This is a genomic window from Bdellovibrio sp. ZFWA1 (genome assembly GCF_056175665.1).
Map to the genome: position 1 here is coordinate 85,523 of NZ_JBJKJH010000001.1, position 19,486 is coordinate 105,008.

17 protein-coding genes are annotated in these 19,486 nt (G+C 43.0%); 10 read left to right on the forward strand and 7 right to left on the reverse strand.

Annotation, left to right across the window (positions count from 1 at the left end; genetic code table 11):
• The first annotated feature begins 57 nt into the window (after positions 1-57).
• Together AC04MN_RS00385 and AC04MN_RS00390 are read left to right on the forward strand one after the other, a co-directional pair.
• Complete coding sequence (locus tag AC04MN_RS00385; protein WP_475381205.1) at positions 58-2,790, forward strand: hypothetical protein; 2,733 nt, start codon at positions 58-60, stop codon at positions 2,788-2,790.
• Between the two features lie 97 nt (positions 2,791-2,887).
• On the forward strand, positions 2,888-3,412 hold the full coding sequence (locus AC04MN_RS00390) for a hypothetical protein (protein ID WP_475381206.1): 525 nt from the start codon (positions 2,888-2,890) through the stop codon (positions 3,410-3,412).
• 65 nt (positions 3,413-3,477) lie between these two features.
• Here AC04MN_RS00390 and AC04MN_RS00395 read toward each other — a convergent pair whose 3' ends face one another.
• Positions 3,478-4,722: a hypothetical protein gene (locus AC04MN_RS00395; protein WP_475381207.1), complete on the reverse strand. Its 1,245-nt coding sequence runs from the start codon at positions 4,720-4,722 to the stop codon at positions 3,478-3,480.
• Between the two features lie 73 nt (positions 4,723-4,795).
• Positions 4,796-6,301, reverse strand: a complete 1,506-nt coding sequence (locus tag AC04MN_RS00400) for a leucyl aminopeptidase family protein (protein WP_475381208.1) — start codon at positions 6,299-6,301, stop codon at positions 4,796-4,798.
• 66 nt (positions 6,302-6,367) lie between these two features.
• On the opposite strand from AC04MN_RS00400, the gene AC04MN_RS00405 reads away from it, so the two are divergent.
• Both AC04MN_RS00405 and apaG read left to right on the forward strand, forming a co-directional pair.
• On the forward strand, positions 6,368-7,393 hold the full coding sequence (locus AC04MN_RS00405) for an endonuclease/exonuclease/phosphatase family protein (protein WP_475381209.1): 1,026 nt from the start codon (positions 6,368-6,370) through the stop codon (positions 7,391-7,393).
• 92 nt (positions 7,394-7,485) lie between these two features.
• A complete protein-coding gene (apaG, locus tag AC04MN_RS00410) occupies positions 7,486-7,875 on the forward strand; it encodes a Co2+/Mg2+ efflux protein ApaG (protein ID WP_475381210.1) in 390 nt (129 codons plus the stop codon).
• 325 nt (positions 7,876-8,200) lie between these two features.
• Here apaG and pdxH read toward each other — a convergent pair whose 3' ends face one another.
• Positions 8,201-8,791: a pyridoxamine 5'-phosphate oxidase gene (gene pdxH, locus AC04MN_RS00415; RefSeq protein WP_475381211.1), complete on the reverse strand. Its 591-nt coding sequence runs from the start codon at positions 8,789-8,791 to the stop codon at positions 8,201-8,203.
• A complete protein-coding gene (locus AC04MN_RS00420) occupies positions 8,791-9,477 on the reverse strand; it encodes an FKBP-type peptidyl-prolyl cis-trans isomerase (protein WP_475381212.1) in 687 nt (228 codons plus the stop codon). Before AC04MN_RS00420 ends, pdxH begins: the two co-directional genes overlap by 1 nt.
• A 129-nt stretch (positions 9,478-9,606) precedes the next feature.
• Between AC04MN_RS00420 and AC04MN_RS00425 the strand changes: the two genes are divergently transcribed.
• A complete protein-coding gene (locus tag AC04MN_RS00425; protein WP_475381213.1) occupies positions 9,607-10,479 on the forward strand; it encodes a DMT family transporter in 873 nt (290 codons plus the stop codon).
• 123 nt (positions 10,480-10,602) lie between these two features.
• The gene (locus AC04MN_RS00430; RefSeq protein ID WP_475381214.1) at positions 10,603-12,141 is read left to right on the forward strand and encodes a carboxylesterase family protein; all 1,539 of its coding nucleotides are present in this window, start codon (positions 10,603-10,605) and stop codon (positions 12,139-12,141) included.
• A gap of 3 nt (positions 12,142-12,144) precedes the next feature.
• On the opposite strand, the gene rsgA is transcribed toward AC04MN_RS00430, so the two are convergent.
• The gene (gene rsgA / locus AC04MN_RS00435; protein ID WP_475381215.1) at positions 12,145-13,233 is read right to left on the reverse strand and encodes a ribosome small subunit-dependent GTPase A; all 1,089 of its coding nucleotides are present in this window, start codon (positions 13,231-13,233) and stop codon (positions 12,145-12,147) included.
• A 7-nt stretch (positions 13,234-13,240) separates the two neighbouring features.
• Positions 13,241-13,483 carry a Sec-independent protein translocase subunit TatA/TatB gene (locus AC04MN_RS00440; RefSeq protein ID WP_475381216.1) on the reverse strand — a complete coding sequence of 81 codons (243 nt, stop codon included), beginning with the start codon at positions 13,481-13,483 and terminating at the stop codon, positions 13,241-13,243.
• 148 nt (positions 13,484-13,631) lie between these two features.
• On the opposite strand from AC04MN_RS00440, the gene AC04MN_RS00445 reads away from it, so the two are divergent.
• Genes AC04MN_RS00445 through AC04MN_RS00460 form a run of 4 tightly spaced genes read left to right on the forward strand, consistent with a single transcriptional unit; the run spans position 13,632 to position 18,186 of the window.
• Positions 13,632-14,015, forward strand: coding sequence for a hypothetical protein (locus tag AC04MN_RS00445; RefSeq protein WP_475381217.1), 384 nt, complete (start codon positions 13,632-13,634; stop codon positions 14,013-14,015).
• A 31-nt stretch (positions 14,016-14,046) separates the two neighbouring features.
• Positions 14,047-16,062: an LTA synthase family protein gene (locus AC04MN_RS00450; RefSeq protein WP_475381218.1), complete on the forward strand. Its 2,016-nt coding sequence runs from the start codon at positions 14,047-14,049 to the stop codon at positions 16,060-16,062.
• Positions 16,059-16,742 carry a response regulator transcription factor gene (locus AC04MN_RS00455; RefSeq protein ID WP_475381219.1) on the forward strand — a complete coding sequence of 228 codons (684 nt, stop codon included), beginning with the start codon at positions 16,059-16,061 and terminating at the stop codon, positions 16,740-16,742. The genes AC04MN_RS00450 and AC04MN_RS00455 overlap by 4 nt, the downstream gene beginning before the upstream one ends.
• Positions 16,720-18,186 carry a sensor histidine kinase gene (locus tag AC04MN_RS00460; protein WP_475381220.1) on the forward strand — a complete coding sequence of 489 codons (1,467 nt, stop codon included), beginning with the start codon at positions 16,720-16,722 and terminating at the stop codon, positions 18,184-18,186. The genes AC04MN_RS00455 and AC04MN_RS00460 overlap by 23 nt, the downstream gene beginning before the upstream one ends.
• Here the strand turns inward: AC04MN_RS00460 and AC04MN_RS00465 are convergent.
• Positions 18,169-19,467: a putative Na+/H+ antiporter gene (locus AC04MN_RS00465; protein ID WP_475381221.1), complete on the reverse strand. Its 1,299-nt coding sequence runs from the start codon at positions 19,465-19,467 to the stop codon at positions 18,169-18,171. The two genes, AC04MN_RS00460 and AC04MN_RS00465, sit on opposite strands and share 18 nt — an antisense overlap.
• Positions 19,468-19,486 lie beyond the last annotated feature (19 nt).

Sequence of the window (19,486 nt, forward strand, 5' to 3'; positions counted from 1 at the left end):
TGTCTCATATTCGGCATTTCTTCTTTAGACTTTCACATCCAAAGCCGACAAGAAATCATGGACAGCAATCGACGGATAGTTTCGGTATTTCTCAAGCTTTCTCTTCTAGCGATTATCTCTCATGGTTTAATGGGATGTACGCTAGATATGTCCATCACTGATTTAGCTTCCACACAAGATCAGCCCTCAACTTTGCCGAGCAATCCTACAGGATTCTCGATTTCAGAAACTCAAAAAGCTTCGTTTGAATTCTACATGAAGTCCGCTGACAGCGGATTTAATTCAACTTCTTTTTCAATAAGTCCTAGTGGTTCCTATGTAGCAGCGGGAGGCGCTGGAGCTCCTTTAACTCTTCCTGTAGATCTTAGTGGAAGCGCTTACTACGGAGTGACCTACATCTTTCAAAAAGATGCCCAAGGAAAATTTAATATCGCGCAAACGCTTCGCCACCCAAGCCTACAAATGTACGGAAGTTTTGGTATTTCAGTGAGCATTGACGACGATTGGCTTTTCGTCGGATCAAATGGCGACAGCACCGAAGTCAACAATTCAACTGCTGAAGCCAGTTCAACTGGCGCTGCTTTCGTTTTTAGAAAAAACTCTTCCAATGGTCAATTCGAATTTCATAGCAAATTAAAAGCTCCTGTTGGCGCAAGAGCAAGTTGGATGGGTTTTGGTGTAAATTTACGCCACAGCGGGAACCACTTAGTCGTAGCATCTGAAGGCACAACATCAGGCTCTGGCCAAGGCGCTCTTTATTTTTACGAATTTAATGGAACAAATTGGATTCATAATACGACCATCACGTCTCCTGACAGCAATGATTATTCTCTTTTCGGAGGCCGTATTCAATTCGATCAAGGCCTTTTGTATGCCTCGGCAAAAAGTAATAATGGCATTCCCGGAAAAATATTTTCTTATCAGTACAACGGCACGACTTGGGTTCAAGCCCATGCGCCTATAGCCACCACTCAAGTCGGAGGATCCTGCGGAAATGATTTCTCTGTCAGTGGGACATTCCTTGCCGTAGGCTGCAATGACTATTTTGGCTCAAATTGGGGTGAAGGATCCGTCGAAACATTTAAATACAACGGATCAGCTTGGAATTCTGCAGGCATATACTTTGAGGGCACGAATGCTGCTTCAAACTCTCAGTTCGGAACTAGTTTAGCCATTATTGGCCAACAGTTATTTATTGGATCCCAACAAAACGTCAGCGGAGGATCTGGTAAAATTTCGGTCTATGCAATCCAAAATGATGGTACGATTGCGCTAACCAGAACTCTCAGCCCATCAAATCCGAAGCTGGTTCAATACTTTGGCCAAAGACTCCATACGCTGAACAATGAACTTCTTATTTATCAGTATCAATCAGACCTGTTCGATAAAAACCCCGGTTCGATCGCAAGATATTCAATTTCAGCAAGCACGGAAAGCTTTCTACAAACAATAGCAAGTGCTGGACTTGAACGACGATCTGTATCAACAAATTATCTTTTCGGATCCGGAATTAGTATCGACGAAAGCTCAAACTTTATTTACGTATCCTCTCCCGGCAATGAATATGGTGTCTTCCCTTCAAATTCGCCACCTCAAAATCGTACCGGCGCTGGCACTATCCAAATTTACAAAAAAAACTCCTCGCAAAACTTAGAGGCCCTTGGGGCCATGGCTTACCACGATGGAAACTATCGTCGTGCAGGCTTAGGATTTGGAACCGCCATGGCGTCTCAGTCAGGGGTTTTAGCTGTTGGAAGTCCCGGAATGCTTCAATGGTTTAATTCTCCTTACAATAGTAACCAAGAGATGGGAAATGTGAGTATTCAAATGCTGCCCTATCCTTTCGCAATACAACCTGTCGACGACATGGATAGTATCGAAAGCCGATTTGGTTCTACCTTGGCCTTTCCATCTTTAGATAATCTATTTATCGGTGCAACAGCTCATAAACTGGGCTCAGCAAATAAGTATGGAAAAGTCTATTCCGCATCCATCGATCTTATAAACTCTAATTACAATCAGGAATTTTCAATTGATGCTGGTACCTTGAAAACGATTGATATGGAGTTTGGTTCAGCTCTAAGCGCCGCCAACGGCGTCCTAGCCGTGGGTGCTCGAAAAGCCACCGATAATGTTCAAAGTGTTCTGAATGCTGGCGGCGTGTGGGTCTACAACTACACGAAAACCACGGCAACTTTACAAAACGTCCTATTTGGAGACCGCATTTTAAAATTTGACGGAAGTGTAGCAAGTGCCGGAACCGCAGGGAACTGGCCAGCCAATGGTTTTTTTGGATCCAGCGTTCTGGTAAAAGACGCCTTCATCTTCGTTGGCAGTCCGGGTTTTCAAAACGCTCAAGGCCGAGTCTTTGTTTATAAATACAACTCGGTCACCGCTCAGTACGAACACGCACAAACTCTTGCAATGGATAATTTCAACAATGAGCCACTGCAAAACGCTGCCGAGTTTGGCTTTAGCATAGCTGCTAATGGTGCAAGTCTATTCATCGGCGCGCCTGGCGTAAGCACCGATAAAAATGGTAGTAATTCTATTACCGGAGCTGGGGCCGTTTACGTATATCGCTTAAACTCGGGCGTTTACGAAGCGAAACTGAAGCTCACCCCTTCTATTTCGTCAGCCCGAACTGCAAATAGTGGTTTTGGTTCATCGCTTGCCAGCACAAGTAATACACTTATTGTGGGAAGTCCTCGGCACGATTTAGACTCAAGTGGTAATAACTCGGTTTCAAATTCTGGCTCTATTTCAGTATTCGAGATTTCCGGCAACTAGCCACTGCAACGAATAGCTGCGCCTCATTTTGCGGCATGCATTTTCTCAAAAAGCTTTGATAGGTATGTTCCATTCCAAAAAACAACAAGGGGAACATATGAAATCTATTTTACTTATGACAAGTTTATTTACCGCACTTAGCGCGCAAGCACATACTCTTCACACTGAAAACGATCAAATGTTTGTGGGCCAAGAGGAAGTGAATGAACACGCAACGGGCAATATTTGTTATGTACGCGTTGACCTGGTTGAAGACGCACCGGCTCGAGGCCACTTCTGCAAAAATATCTCGGCACAATTTTTACATAATACCGACAAGATCTCTAAAGACCCCGTTCTTCTTTACTCGCGCGTAACAAACAACCACCGTGCCGAATATCCAAAAGTAAAAACTTGCGTAGAGAATATCAACGGAACAAGCTACGGAAATGAAATATACGGAGACAATGATGAAATTCTTTACAATCCGTTTTTCTCTGCAGCAAACAAAGACGGAATGACATCTTACGACTATTTCCTTAGCATTTCGCCTGAAACAAAAAATATTGTTCGCTCGCGAGTGCATATTATGAGCTGGTTTTCCGAAACCAATATCGACTGTGTCAATTTAAAACCACTTTAATTAAAAAAGGCTCGGTCGAAACCGGGCCTTTTTTCTAAAAAAATTCAATCTTTCATTTTCAATTACTAAATCCACTCGTACAAAATGCGATCCCACAAAACTATAGCCATTGCTATTATCAAAAAACCAAAACCCAAAAGCATAATTTTGTACATTGGCAAAAACAACGGAAGTTCAAATGTAGCTATAGAAAAACCAAATCTAATAATCAAAACGTATACGGAAATAACGACGGTGCTACCAACAAAAAATAAGGCCCTAGATATGGAAGCTGTTACATTAGAGTTACCTGCGTTAATCTCTTTATAGAAAAATAAAATAGCGGGCATAAAAACCAACAGCAGAAGGCGCTGCACTTGATCGTACATCAGAATTTTTTGAGTAAACCCACCATAGACACTAAGCAAGCCAAGATATAAAAAACTAATCGGCAGCATCAAGAAAGGAATCCAACTGCCAGAAAGAATAAATTCACTCTTTTGCTCTAGCATTTTTTTAATTGCAAGTTCTAAGCTGCAAACAAAAAATACCAAATAAGAGCCGCCGAGAATTCCCGAAAGCACCACGATTTCAAATCCCGAATCACCATTGAACTCAAAAATACTAAGCCCCAAGCTTCCTAAAAAGTAACTGCTACCAATAAATATTAGGGACTTATCAAAGTTCATGAAGCTACATGCAAATTGAGTTATCGTAGGCCTCATCGCAAATAAAAGGCCAATAACACTCGTCACACTTAATAAATGATAGAGCATTTTGTTCGCGTATACTGATAAAACTATCAAATGATTATCGATCACAAATGAAACTGCATTAATAACTACTATATACGATAGCAACCCCACAATGATTGCGTAAAAAACCAAGAGGTATTTTTGAATCAGATTTTCTGCGATCTTCAACCTAACGGCGACAACCAACCTAAAGAAGGCCCATGCCACCAACAAAAATAATGATGAATACCAAAAAAAATTAAATTTCTTCGGGGCATATTCAAGTCCCACATAGGAGTCACTAGATGAACTCAATACAAAACCAAGTAAGTTCAATGAAATGACTAAATGAAATAGAACATCAACCCGAGCACTCACCTTACTCAGTTTTGAAACATAGCTTGGAAACCCTAAAAGGATAATAAACTGGAAGAATACAAAAAGGCACCCAAGACTCATTTGGGTTGCAAAGGTGCGGACTAACAATTCTCCGATTTTGCCACTTCCCCCAGTGATATTTTCCAGACTTAATGAAAACAACCAAAAGATAGTTAGCCCGATATATATCATCGGAAAACTTTTTAGCAACCGCTTCATAAAAAAACTCCTTCGCGAAAAGACTAGACCTATCTATCGCGAAGGAGAATGCAGCAAATTATGGCGCAACAATTTATGCGCGAGTTCTTAGGAATTCAATAAGTGCCTGCACCGGCTGACCATTGCCGCCTGTGTTCAGCAAACAGCCATTCGCTTTATCCGTCCAAGCATAGACATCCAAATGGGCCCACTTCTTTCCTCGAGTAAATTTCTGCAGAAATAGAGCCGCAGTAATTGCACCTCCAAATCCATCCCCAGAATTTTTACACTCGGCAAAATGAGAACTCAGAGCTCCCCAGTATTTATCAAACAAAGGCATTCTCCAGTTTAGATCCCCGGCTCGCTGGCCTGCCGTGTTTAACTGTTCGGCTAAAGTATCGTCATTGCTAAAGAGTCCTGCGATTTCGGCACCCAATCCAACTTTGATTGCTCCGGTCAACGTCGCCACATCAATAATCATCTCTGGCTCGTCGGCACCTTTCTGAGTAACCGCAACATCCATCACGTCAGCTAACACCAGACGCCCTTCGGCATCTGTGTTGTCGATCTCGACGGTCATTCCATTTCTAGCTTTTACAATATCACCAGGGCGGAAAGAGCCTGCGTCCACCGCATTTTCAGCAAGCGCTAAATAAAAATCACAAGGCTGAGTGTATCCACTCTCTGCAACGTACACAGCCAATGCCATAACAGCAGCGGCTCCTCCCATGTCCTTTTTCATAAGCCTCATCGCTGACGACGGCTTAATATCTAAACCACCTGTATCAAAGGTGATTCCCTTTCCAACAAAAGCAATTGGCTTTTTCTTTTTTGCTCCAACTGGACGATACTTTAAGTGAACCATGCAAGGCCCATGAGCAGCCCCTTGCCCCACTGCCAAATGAAGCCCCATACCTTCTTTTTGCAAGCGAGCCGCATTCCACACTTGAACTTTCATCGCCTTGCCAAAGGTAAAACCACGAGATGCAAGTTCTGAGAAGGTTTTTGGATTCAGTTCATTTGGAGGAAGGTTCACAAGGTGACGAGCAATATTTACGGAACGAGCAATGGCTTTAGCTTCGACAAACAAATCCTTAGGCAATGCCTCATCTTCCTTAGAAATATAGACCGCTGGAAGATCTGCGATTTGTTTGGAATCAACAAAGCTTTTATACTGATAAGTCGCAACATCAAACCCAACTAGCGCGCCTAAATCTTGAACCTCGGACGTGCCATCGAACTCGACAAAAAGAGTCTTCAACTGTTGATTTTTAATATTCGGCAACAAAGCCCCAACTTGATCTCGAGTCCATGAATAGGCCGAATCATCTAAAAGACCTTCATGTCCCGAAGATTTTTTCTTATTTGGCTTCACGATCCAAACAGGACCATAGTTACCCGTAAAATGAACGACGTCTTTTTCAGACTTCAGCAATGCATCGGCCTGCCAATCTAAGGCATGATTTTTAATCAGTCTTCCATATACGTCTTGGCTTTCATGCCCTAAGACAATGAGGTATCCTACTGGTCCTCGAGGGTTTCGAATGCTTTTTCCATTATTAAACTGTTCAATCCATGACTTAATCTGCAATTTCTTCATCTGATTTTACCTTTTTTAATTTGAGATCCGAGCAACACATCCTACAATAAAGAAAGGAGCTAGTAGATGCAACGGACCGATGCAATGAATCTTAAGTTATGTCTTATCAATGCAGAAAACTTATTTCTGCTATTTGATCACGACATCAGCTCTGACGCACTTAAGCTAAGCGAAGCTCAGTGGCAAAAGCTTTCCACATCAGTTTACGAAAACAAACCATTACGAAAATGCCTCGAATTAGCAAAGGCACTTAATGAAATTAATGCCGATATTATTATGTTCTGTGAAGTTGGCGGACTCGAATCCCTCAAAAACTTCAACTCACTTTTCTTAAACTCGGAATACTCACCTGCTCTGATTGAAGGAAACTCGGATCGAAATATTGATGTCGGATTCCTCGTTCGAAAAAATCTTCCTTTTTACTTTGATATTCACACCAATAAAAACCGACCTATTAATTATCTCTACCCACACGAACGACAAAGCCTCGATAATGGTTACCAAGTTAAGTCGGGAAAAATCACGAGTAGTCATAAATTATCTCGAGACTGCGCAGAGCTTCACTTATTCACCAACGATATATCAAACCCCTTCTGTGTACTTTTGTTGACTCACTTAAAATCACGGCTTGATCCTGAACGCATTGACCCCAATGGTTTTGAACGTCGCCAAGCAGAACTTCAAGCAGTGGTTGAAATTTTCATGGAACTTAAGCAAAAACACCCAAGTATTCCCATCTTGCTTTGCGGGGATTTCAACGGCAATGCGGCCAGACAACATACTGATGAAGAATTCAAACCTCTATATGAATTAACAGAACTTGAAGATGTACTTGAACTCCAACAGATACCTTTAGACGAAAGAGCCACATTCTACCAAGTCAGATCGGGGACTCGCACAGATGGCAAACAGATCGATTTTTGCTTTATGGAAAAGTCTTATAAACAGCTTTTAACCTCTCCAGTACAGGTCTACCGATACAAAGACCAACTCGGATTTGCTCATAGCATTCCGACTAGTATTGATGAAAAGCTACTACTGCCTTCGGATCACTATCCCATTGTTGTTACTTTACAAAACTTGAATAAATAGTTCCAAAATGTAATCCCCTTCTAAGACACTTTTCAGCTACTTTAAGGGACACCAATTGACGCAAAGACCAAAAATCGCTACCCTGTTCGCATATGTCTATCACTAAAATGATGAATCCTAAATTTCGTGTTTCGGCGACGGTGACCTATGTTCCCTCAGAGTCTCGTCCCGATCAAAACTATCATTTCTTCTCGTACAAAATTAAGATCGAAAACACTGGCTCAGCCCCCGCCCAATTAATGAGTCGTCACTGGGTGATTACAGATGCCCTTGGCCATGTCGAAGAGGTTCGCGGCCCTGGGGTGATTGGCCTTCAACCGAAGATAAATGCGGGTCAGGTTTTTGAGTATGAATCAGCTTGCCCCTTGCCATCCCCTTCTGGATCTATGCGTGGAGAATATTTTTTCGTCACAGAAGACGGAGAAAGTTTTCCCGTCGAGATTCCGGAGTTCTATTTGATTGCTCCTCAAGCCCTCCATTGATGAGCTCTAAAGGTCGCGGCTTAAGATTGAAATAAAAATACGAAAGCTCTTCAGCACCGGAAAGAAGGACTCGCATATTCGCGAATCCTTTTTTTCTTAACTCGACTCTTTTTTGTAAGCCTTTCGGGACCTCGACAAAACAGGGAGTTCTACGCCCTATAAACTGACCGTCAACCCACACTTCAACCCGATTTTGCTCTGAAACTAAAAAACATTCGACCATTTTCATGGCTCGATGGTTTAGCACAGGTTTTACGAAATCTAATAAGGCATTAAGACTAAAACCGGTAAACTAGACCTTTTTTAAGGCCACGACAGTTTTTGACTATGGAGACAACATAGAACGCTGCCAAGAACCATCCCCATTCACAACGTAAACATAACGCTCATGGAGGCGCCCCGTAAGGCCAAACCAAAATTCAAACTTTTCTGGACGAATTAAATAACCACCCCAATGTGGTGGACAGGGCACATCCTGCCCCTCGAACTTTTTCGTGAATTCCTGAACACGATCTGCAAAATAATCGTAAGAGGGAATTTCTTCGCTTTGATTCGAGGCCCAAGCGCCTATTTGTGACAATCTAGGTCGCGTGGCAAAATAAGCTTCGCTTTCTACTCGACTCAACTTTTCAACAGTTCCATTAATTCGGACTTGCTGCCAAAGTTCAGGCCAATAAAAGTTGGCACATACTTGAGGGTGCGCCTGAATACTTCTGCCTTTTTCGCTATTATAATTGCAATAAAAAGAAAACCCTCCGCGAATAAGTCCTTTAAAATAGACTATTCGAACAGAGGGTTTCAAATCAGAGCCGATCGTTGCCAAAGACATCGCAATGGGTTCCGCAATTTTTTTCTCGGTTGCATTTTGCAACAAAAATTCAAAATTGCGAAGAGGATCGGCTTGAAAATCAAACATTACTTTTTCGCTTGTTTAACGATATCAAGTAATTCAACTTCGAAAACCAAAACAGAATTTGGTGGGATACCTGGGCGACCAGATGGTCCGTAAGCAAGCTCTGGTGGAATGAAAAGCTTCATTTTTCCGCCAACCTTCATCATTTGAAGAGCTTCAGTCCAACCTGGGATTACACCAGAAACTGGAAATTCAGCCGGTTGACCACGATCAACAGAAGAGTCGAACTTTTCGCCATTCGTTAAAGTACCAGTGTAATGACATTTAACAACGTCATCTTTAGTTGGTGTTTTTCCAGTGCCTTCTTTTTCAACGATATATTGCAATCCTGAAGCAGTTACTTTCACACCAGCTGCAGACTTGTTCTTTTCAAGATACTCTGCGCCTTTTTTCTTGTTTGTCTCAGCTTCTTCTTGCTGTTTTTTCATCGCATTTTCTTGAAGCTTCATCATCGCTTCTTGAATCTGCTCTTTAGTCATTTGGTTTTTACCTTCAGAAGCATCTTTCAACGCCATTGCAAGAGCATCAGCATCTACTTCGATGTTTTGTTGCTTAAGGTTTTGACCAATCTGCTGTCCAATCGCATATGATGCTTTAGACTTATCGTTATCTAGTTTTGCTTTTTTTGTGCAAGAAACAGCTGTTACCATTAAAGCTGCGCCCGCGCCGGCAAGAATCAACTTCTTCATTCCATACTCCTTGAAGTCTATTTTGTTCTTTTTTGAACAGTATTATTCTTTACCTAAAGCGAGCTGTTTTCAAACAATTAACATAGCGCAAGATGACAAGCCCCCCTCGGCCCAGGAGATATTGACCAGATGTTAAATTACCTACTTTATTTTGTGGCTCTGTTTGGCCTTTCCCAATCTGCCAATTTGGTAAAATTAGCCCACGCCCCCATAGAAATCTTAGGATTTTGGCGGCTTTTCCTATGCACCCTTTTATTTCTACCCTGGGCCCTACGCCGCCCGGCCTTGATCAACATCTTTAAAGCCCCCCAAAAATCAGATCTCTGGATGGGGCTGCTGTCAGGAACATTCTTCTTCCTGCATCTTTGGACTTTTTTCTACGCATCAAAAAACACCAGCATTGCAAACTGTATGATTATCTTTTCGATAAATCCCCTCTTCACAGCTGCCGGTGCCTATTTTTTCTTTAACGAAAAATTCACCCTTCGCCTTGCCGGTGCCTACGTCTTGGCGTTTCTGGGCATCTACTGGCTGGTCAGCCACTCGTTAAAGTTCGACCAAGGATTTGTAAAAGGGGATCTGATGGCGCTGCTATCGGCCGCCCTGGTTTCAGTGTATTTACTTTCAGGAAAAAAACTTCGTCATAATTTAGACAATGCAAACTTTAGCGTATTCATTTATGCTGTTTGTGCCTTTTGGTTTGGCGTCATCGCTTTCGCCCAAGACACCCCCTTTACCGGTTATGATGAAAAGACTTGGCTTGCCATCGCAGGACTCGTGGTCATCCCCACGCTTCTTGGGCACAGCTTATTTATGTATCTAATCAAACATATGAATATAAATCTGATGACATGCGGTAAACTGATCGAACCAGTCATGTCCTCAATGGTCGCGTGGGTACTTTTTCAAGAGCACCTCAAGCCAAGCACATGGATCGCCTTTGCTTTTACAAGTGCCAGTGTGATTGTTCTTTTTGCGCCTTGGAAACTTTTACGCAAGTGAGGCTCTGCCTTGCGCCACACTTTCCCCTCTGAAACAACGCGTTTAGCACATCTAGAGTAGCTACTTTATTGAATCCCGTGAATGGCCATGCCAAGAATAATAAGTCCGCAGAGGGGAATTATTATGAACGCGTTCAATACACTTCTTCTTGCATTGCTTTTCGTCTTCAGCGCTAACGCCGCAGAAGGAACTCCGTCTGTAGAATCCCAAGGTACGACCTTTAAGGGAACTATCGACCAAAATGCCGAGGCCTTCTTGGGAATTCCCTACGCTCAAGCCCCCATCAAAGATCGACGCTGGAAAGCGCCCCGGAGGATAAAACTTCCTGCTCTTGTCCAAGCTCAAAGACTTCCCAACTCTTGCCCCCAGATCGGAAATATGTTCGCCGCGGTTTCTTCTGATAGATTCGGAAAGCCTATAGGCAACGAAGACTGTTTGTACCTAAATATCTGGCGATCGCCACAAACGTCAGATCAAATTCGTCCCGTGTTTTTATGGATTCATGGCGGATCCAATTCAAAGGGCACTTCCGCAGACCCAAATTACAACGGCGCTTACTTTGCCCTACGACACAATGCCATTTTCATCAGCGTTAATTATCGTCTGGGAGTCTTCGGGGCTTTCTCTCTCGAAGAGCTTGAAACCGGAAATTTGTTAGATGACTCGGGAAATTATGTAACGCTGGACCTGATTCAAGCCCTCAAATGGGTAAAGAAAAATATTAAAAACTTCGGAGGCGACCCCAATAATATCACGATCGCGGGCCAATCCGCAGGATGCATGAATGTGTGGGGACTCATTCAAACACCCTTAGCAAAAAACCTTTTTAATAAAGCAATTTGTTCTGCTGGCTTACCCAACGCCTATCCAAAATCATTAGTGCAAGCCCGCTCTAAATCATTGCTCTATGATCTTCTTAAGAAAGATGGATTCGGAGACACTGATAAGCAGATAACAAACTTTCTTAAGTCTCAAAATGCTCACTTTGTCCGAAACTACCTTCGAAGCAAAACTACCGACGAAATACTTAGTATTCCACGCAACATCATTCCAACCCAGCACATTTCCGATGGGGTTGTTTTTCCCAAAATAGGAATGACATCAATCTTACTTGGAAACTACAATAAAGTGCCGATGATTTTAGGGACGACCAGCGACGAGGCCACTTACCTGGCCGGGGTGCCAATGTTGAACGTTAACGAGGTCGAGCTTTACAACTTAATTAATTCGAATCGCTCTGACATCACCAAAGAAGAACTCTTATCCAAAGAAAAACAAAAAAAATACGACAATATCACCGACGGCATCAGTAATAGCTTGATCTACACCAACGCAGGAATTGCTCAAATTATCGGGCGACACCAAAGTCATGTTTATGTTTATAAATTTGCTTGGCAAGAAACCCCCGCCCCTTGGAACCAGATCTTCAAATCCTTCCACGGCTTAGATGCCATTTTTTATCTTGGAAATTTTGTGGATAGCCAGCCTAGTTTCACTAAGTTTGCCTGGAATGAAGAAAATCGTAAATCCAGAGAGCGCGTTCGCGAAGACTTTGCAAATTACCTGGATGCCTTCCTCGAAGGATCTCGCCCAGAAAATAACAAGAGCTCACGCCCTTGGCATGACTACTCTAAAAACAACGAAACCTTGGTTATTCAGTAGCATTTAATATTTTTTATACATCTTATTCAAAGCCTTAGTCAGCACCTTGGCCTTTTGCTTTTTTTCTAAGACTTTAGTGCGATCTTGCCGACGGGACTGATTCGCCTTCTCTTCATGAATCTTCAGATATGATTCGTAACGATGAGGTTCAATCATTCCCTGCTCGACCATCTCACGGACTCGACAACCTGGTTCATTTCTATGTGTGCAATCTGCAAAGCGACACTGTGACGAAACTTCAACAATCTCGTCAAAAACCTCTTCAGCGTCTCCGTCCAGATCCCACAGCTGAAGTTCTCGCACTCCGGGCGTATCAATGATCAATCCTCCGGAAGGCACCGCAAATAAACTTCGATACGTGGTTGTATGCCGCCCCTTCGAATCTGACTCGCGAATTTCTTGAGTGTGCTGAATCTGATTTTGAATCAAAGCATTCACTAAGGTCGACTTTCCCACACCCGAGCGCCCGATTAAAACAGACGTGCGATCATTTGCAATTGCGCGAACCTGATCAAGACCAATCCCTGTCAAAGTCGACACCGGGATAATTTTTAGTTCTCGATGGAATGTCGCCAATTCATCAATGATCTCTTGATAGTCCTCATCAAGGTCAATCTTAGAAAGCAGTAATACCGGCGCGATGCCAGCGTCTAAACACAGAGCCACAAACCGATCTAGTCGATTCAGGTTAAATTCCATATTCACGGAAGACATGATGAAGGCAACATCGACATTTGCGGCAAGAATTTGTTCCTCTTCCCGCATCCCGGCCTCTTTTCTTGAGAGCTTGGTTTTCCTATTTAGAACTTCGCGAATAAGCCAGCGATCTTCTTTTTTCTCGACACGTACAAAATCACCAACCGCTGGATAATCCGCGCGCCCCTTCGCTTTATGTCGAAAACCACCTAAGACTTCTGCGGGAACCCAGGGGCTCGAAATAGAAAAAGCAACGAGGTAGGTTCCTCGTTGCTCTTGAACGACTCTCGCTATTTGAAAGTCATGACCGTCTAACCTACCAGCATCTGAAGTTGAATCTTTCCAAAAAGAAAAATCAAAACCCAAAGAAGCTAAATTAGACATTCTATCTGTCATTCTTGTATTAAGATTCTTTATGAGTGTGATTTTCTTTTTGCGCCTCAGAATTCATCGGACGCTGCTGGTTCTGAGAAATTTGACCTGAAACATCGCGAGACCCTGCCACATCATCATCGCCATTCAAACCTTTTTTGAAACCGCGAATAGCTTCACCCATTGATTTACCCAATCCTGGCAAACGGCTTGGACCAAACATCAACAAAGCGATTCCACCAATTAGTAAAATTTCTGTCCAACCTAAATTCATATAAACTCCTTCACAACCCTATTAGAGGGCTCGACTTATACGGGGTATTAAAGACCAACAAATAGGATTTAACACAATACTTATTGCACCGCAAACTAACACCGCGCATAATAATTGAATAATTATATGATACATTGATGGGAGCCGGATGAAACCAACATTTCTTTTGATTGCCTTAATGCTGACCTCCACAGGCGCTTTGTCTCAAAATGCGTCAACTTCAGTCTACGAGTCCGAAAAGGAAGCCAAAAAAACCAAATCCTTCACCGCCAAAGTGCGAATGGCCTCTGAAGATGATGGCGGCTGGTCCGTCTACTTTGAGGGCGACCAACATAAAGGGGTCTTTTTTCTCTCGAATAAGCTTTCCGAATTTGGCGCTTATACTGGCCTCATTGAAGAGAGCAGAAAAGCCAAGGGACCCGCGCTGAACTTTACAGTGGACGACGAAAAAAACATCGAGAAAATTGGCAAGCCTGACAAGCCAAGCCAAGAAGAGCAAGATCCAAATAAAAAATGGAAATTTGGCTCTTGAAACACACCAAAGGACATGAGAGTTTCCTCCCATGTCCTTACGATCTCTGCTTAAAAAAATAGCATTTTTAAATATATCCTTTTTGGCTATCGAGTCTTTATGGAGACTCTCATTTTTGTTTTTGTTTGGACGCAGCTCAGACCTACACGGATACGAAGCGGATATCGCCAAAGCCTTTCTTTTAGGCATGCGTTTCGACCTTACAGTTCTTTGCTATATCAACGCGGTTCCACTGCTTGCCCTTTGGATTTACGCCACCATTTTCAGAGCCTGGCCTCGTTGGGGTATGGCTTTTACCAAGTACTGGTATTTTACTCTTCTACTAACGATGAGTTTTTTTAATTTAATAGACCTTGGCTTTTATTCTTTTTATCAAGACCGCCTCAATGTTCTGGTTTTCGGTTTCTTTGAGGACGACACCATCGCGCTGATTAAAACAATGTGGAAGAACTACCCGGTTCTCTGGATGGCAGCCGTCCTAGTGATTTTTGCTTTTCTTATTTGGAAGGCCCTTAATAACATCTTCCCAAAGCAATCCCTAAAAATTGCACAACACTCTAGGGGCTTGATTGGTCTTTTGCTCTTTGCTGCGTTCGTGCTGAACGGTATTGGTGCTCGAGGTTCTTTTAGCCTTTTTCCTTTAAGCGAAATGGACACCGGAATTTCGAAGAGCCCTTTTATCAACCAACTTGCCTTCAACTCTTCTCGCGCTTTTGCTCGAGCGGTCGAGCTTCGCCTAAAAACACATTCTGAATGGAATTCCAATCTTAAGTACTTCGGCTATCACGATCAGCCACAAAATGCTTTTGCTGACTTCTTTGCCATTGCCCCCGAGCAAGTGCCTGCGGATCCCATCAACCTTCTTCGTCGCACGACGCCTAAGAACTTATGGGCCGCACAGCATAGTCCTCATGTCGTTTTTGTCTTGCTTGAATCATGGGGCTCGTACTGGATGCAATTTGATCAAGAGCCTTTCAATATGGTGGGTCCTTTTTCTAAGTACAAACAGCAAGATCTGTTTACCGATAAAGTTCTTTCCCAAACGGCAGCCACCATTGGCACCCTCAGTGCTTTAATGGCAGGACTTCCTCATCGCTACATCGGAGAATTCCTTTCTGAAAGTGATTATCTTCAAGCTCCATTTAGAACCTCACCGGCTCGAATTTTTAAACAATCAGGTTATGAAACTCGTCTCGTTTACGGAGGCAACCCCGGGTGGAGAGAAATCAATAAATTTGCTCGTTTTCAGGGGTATGATCTTGTGGATGGAGAAAATGAAATTGCTTCTGCCCTTGGGACAAGCTCTACCAATTTAGAGCGACACGACTGGGGGATATACGACCACGATTTGTGGACTTATGTTCATCAGATTTTAGCATCTGCAAAAAAACCACAATTCATCGTTGTTATGACGACATCTAATCACCCGCCATTTCAAATTCCACGAAATTACAAAGTTCCCTCCTTTGCCCCACCTCAGTACGTGGTGGACAAATACTTGGGCGACAAGAACATTCCCGAAAAAAGATATGCGACTTACCGCTACGCTTTAGACAGCTTCACGGATTTCTTAAATAAACTAGAAACCAGTTCTTACAACCCCCGAACAATAGTTGCAGCAACCGGCGACCATGCTTTTTGGATGATCAATTTTAGTGAAAAAGAGCAGCTTCAGAAAAACGCGGTCCCCGCTTTTTTACATCTTCCAAAAGAATTGGCTAAAGGCAAAAAAATGCCTGATTTCTTAACGCAAATCGATCTTTTGAATACGATTTATGACCTCGCACTTTCAGAGAAAGAAGTCTGGGGCTTAGGTCAAAATATCTTTTCGCCTCAATACCACCAATTTACCTTCGGAGCACCAGCCCTTGTGATCGGAGAATCGGGCGGTATAAATCCCGCCACTGGCGCCTACTATAATTGGACCGAAAACAAAATTGAACTGATGGAAGGCACAAAATCAGCAGATAAAGATACGATGGCTCGTCGCTATCGAGGCCTTATGGGACTGCTCGACTACTATATGCGACAGGAAAAAACAAAATGAAAATCCTTGTTGTTGAAGACGAAGCAAAAATGGCAAACTATCTAAAAAAAGGCCTCCAAGAAAATGGCTACGTCGTGGACGTTGCCGAAAATGGGCTTCTGGCAGAAGAATATACAACTCAGTCTGATTACAGTCTTATCTTGATGGATGTTATGCTTCCACGCAGAAGTGGTATGGAGACTGCTGTCGCTATTCGAAAAAATGGATTCAAAGGATCCATTTTAATGCTAACGGCCCTTAATACAACCAAAGATAAAGTCTTAGGTTTAGATGCCGGGGCCGATGATTACTTAACAAAGCCATTTTCTTTTGAAGAACTCAATGCCCGCATAAGAGCTCTGCTCCGCAGGACCCCTACTAATTTATCGAGTGAACCTACAAAGCTCGTCTACAAAAGTTTAGAACTTGATCTAATTAAACGAATTGTACGACGAGATGGCACTGAAATCACGTTAACCTCAAAAGAATTTTCCTTGCTCGAATACTTCCTAAGACATCCCGAGCGTACGATCGACCGTGTTTCGATTGCCGAAAAAGTGTGGGATATTAACTTCGACTCTGAAAGCAATGTTATCGATGTCTACGTAAACATGCTAAGAAAAAAACTTGAGGCACCATTTGGTCGAAAAATAATTCATACCGTTGTTGGCGTTGGCTATGTCCTTAAAGAAAGCACTTAGATCCTTACGCCACCCTTCGTTACGGGTGCGGCTGGTTTTTATTTTCACTCTGCTTTTCGGAACCTTGACGGCGGCCTTCGCTAGCTTTTTGTACTTTGAAATGATTCGAACTCTTAAAAAGGATTTCGACTCTGCCCTGTATAACTACACCGTAGATGTCAGTAATAGTATTGAATATGATCGAAGCGGCGACGTAGAGGTGACTGATTTTAACTTTGAACAATCCAAAGTGCTTCCGTTCCCCTTGGGCACGGCCTTGATTCAACTTCGAAATAAACGAGGCATCATCCTGGATCAACAAGGAAACTTCGGGAAATTCAACCCTCATGCTCTATTAGCAACCGCTCCAGCAAATCAAATTGATGAGGCCACTTTTTACAGTATCGATGCTGACGATGTTCAGTTAATTCCCAACGCCGAAGCCTCGACCTATCGATTGATTGTATTTCCTATAGAATCAAACTCTAAAAAAAGAAAAATCTACCTTGAAATCGCGGTCCCGATGCGTCTTCTTGAAGGACAAATTCGCAATCGTCTTCAATTTATACAATGGGGCATTCCTACCATTCTATTACTTTCCCTCCTCGGAGCTCTTTACTTTTCTTCCCGGGCTCTTCGCCCAATGGCGGACATTATACAAATTGCAAACTCAATGAACCCTAACGATCTTTCGCAGCGAATCCCAGTCCCCCAAAGCCAAGACGAAATTCAAACTTTAATTGAAACCTTGAATAGTTTATTCGAGAGAATTCAAAATGCCTATCTTTCACAAGAACGCTTTGTTGCGGACGCCTCTCATCAGCTTTTGACGCCTATATCGCTGGTGCGAGCCAACCTTGAACTTCTTAAGGGCCGCGTTAACCTTGAACTGCAAAACGAGTTTAAGCACTCCATAGAGCAGGTTGATAATCTCGCACGAATTGTTCAGCAAATGTTGATTCTTGCTCGAATCGACGCGGGCAAAGACAATCTAAATCCAATCCTAGTGTCTGCCGACGAGGTATTATTCGAAGCTGTGTCTCAGGCTGAAAAATCAGCATCGAACAAAGGTATCCAGTTCCGCATCGATTTCCGATCAAAAGATGTGACCGAGATGCCAAAAATATCGGGAGAGTTCGAGCTTTTGGTGCATCTGATCCGAAACCTGATCGAAAACGCCATTAAATATTCTCCGGCTAACTCAATCATAGAACTGGCTTTGAGTTGGAACATGAGTGAAGTAAAAATTGAAGTTCAAGATGAAGGCCCCGGCATTCCTGTCGAGCTCCAAAGTTCGATCTTTGAACGCTTTAATCGGGGATCTCATTTGAACCAAAACACACCTGGTTTTGGCCTTGGTTTGTCGATCGCGCAAAAAATTGCCCTTTTACATCAAGGTCAACTCGTCTGCGAAAATACCTCAAAGGGATGCCGCTTTTCTCTTATTCTACTTAAGAAACCATAGGCAACAGACGGCGATCGCTGTCGGCAATGCGGACGCCATTAGAAGCTTTAAGGGACTGACTCCCGTTGGAAATTTTCCCGACAAGACACTGTATCCCGCAGCATTGGGGGCGTTGGCAATAATAGTTAAACCACCCCCGGCAACAGCCCCCGCCACCAAGGCAAATTTAGAGGCGTCGCTAAGGCCTTCGACCTGAGTACCCAAATAAGTTAACGCCGCATTGTCCGTCACAGCAGTCAATAAAGTCGCCCCTGCATACAAAGCGGCATCTTCCATCTTAGATAACAATGGCTGTAGCCACCACTTCTGAAAAGCCCCAAATTGAATAATGCCGCCTAAAAATAACGAAACCAACAAACTCTCTTTAAGTCGCAAACGATCCTGATATCTTTGAGTCGCTGTTGCCACTCCAAGAAAAAATAAGAAGATCCCCAAGAACGCGTTCTGATAGTGACCCGTCACAACAATCAAAAAAACGAATAGCAAGTGAATAAGTACAACCGCCAACGGCATGCGCGAGTGCCCCCCGCCGTCCAATCGTTGATCGACTTCTTCCAGCGAATAAAAAGCCGCGGGAATAGATCGCAAAAATAATCCTACAAAAAGAAGTGCATTGATTCCAACAGCAATCAAACTTTTCCATCCAAAATGGGTGAAAACAAAACTCGTGTCCCACCCCCATGCTTGGGCAACCATCAGAACCGGAGGAGCCGCAAAAGAAGTCAAAGTTCCGCCGATCGAAACATTGACAAAAAGCACCGCCAATAAAAAGTATCGTAAACGCTCTTCTGATTCCTTAAGCATACTATTTAGCAAAAGCGCGGCCACGGTCATGGCCGCAGGTTCAGTAATGAAAGAACCGGCCAATGAACCAAAAAATAAGATCACAAAAAGATCCGTATGAGTCTGCGGCGTTCGCAGAATGGTTCTTAGAAACGTACTAATGCCTCTGATGGCACTTCGGGCTGCAAACAATATAGGTCTTGTAGAGCAAACCACCATAATTGCAAAAATAAAAAATGGTTCGACGAAATTCAATGACTGTTGATATTGGATTGCCGGCTTCCAACCTTCGATCGCAACAAAGCACGACATGAACAATGCGGACCAAAAAGCAAAGACCACTTCGATTTCTCCTAGCAAGTGAAAAATCGCATGAAGTGCAGACTCTTTTGGATATCTTGCTGATGCTTGCAAGAACTTGTGAACAAAAAAAGTATGAACAACGCCTAGCCCAAAAAATACCGTTCCCAATACTTCAATTATTGATACTTCGTTCATCGCAACTCCAGTCAGATTA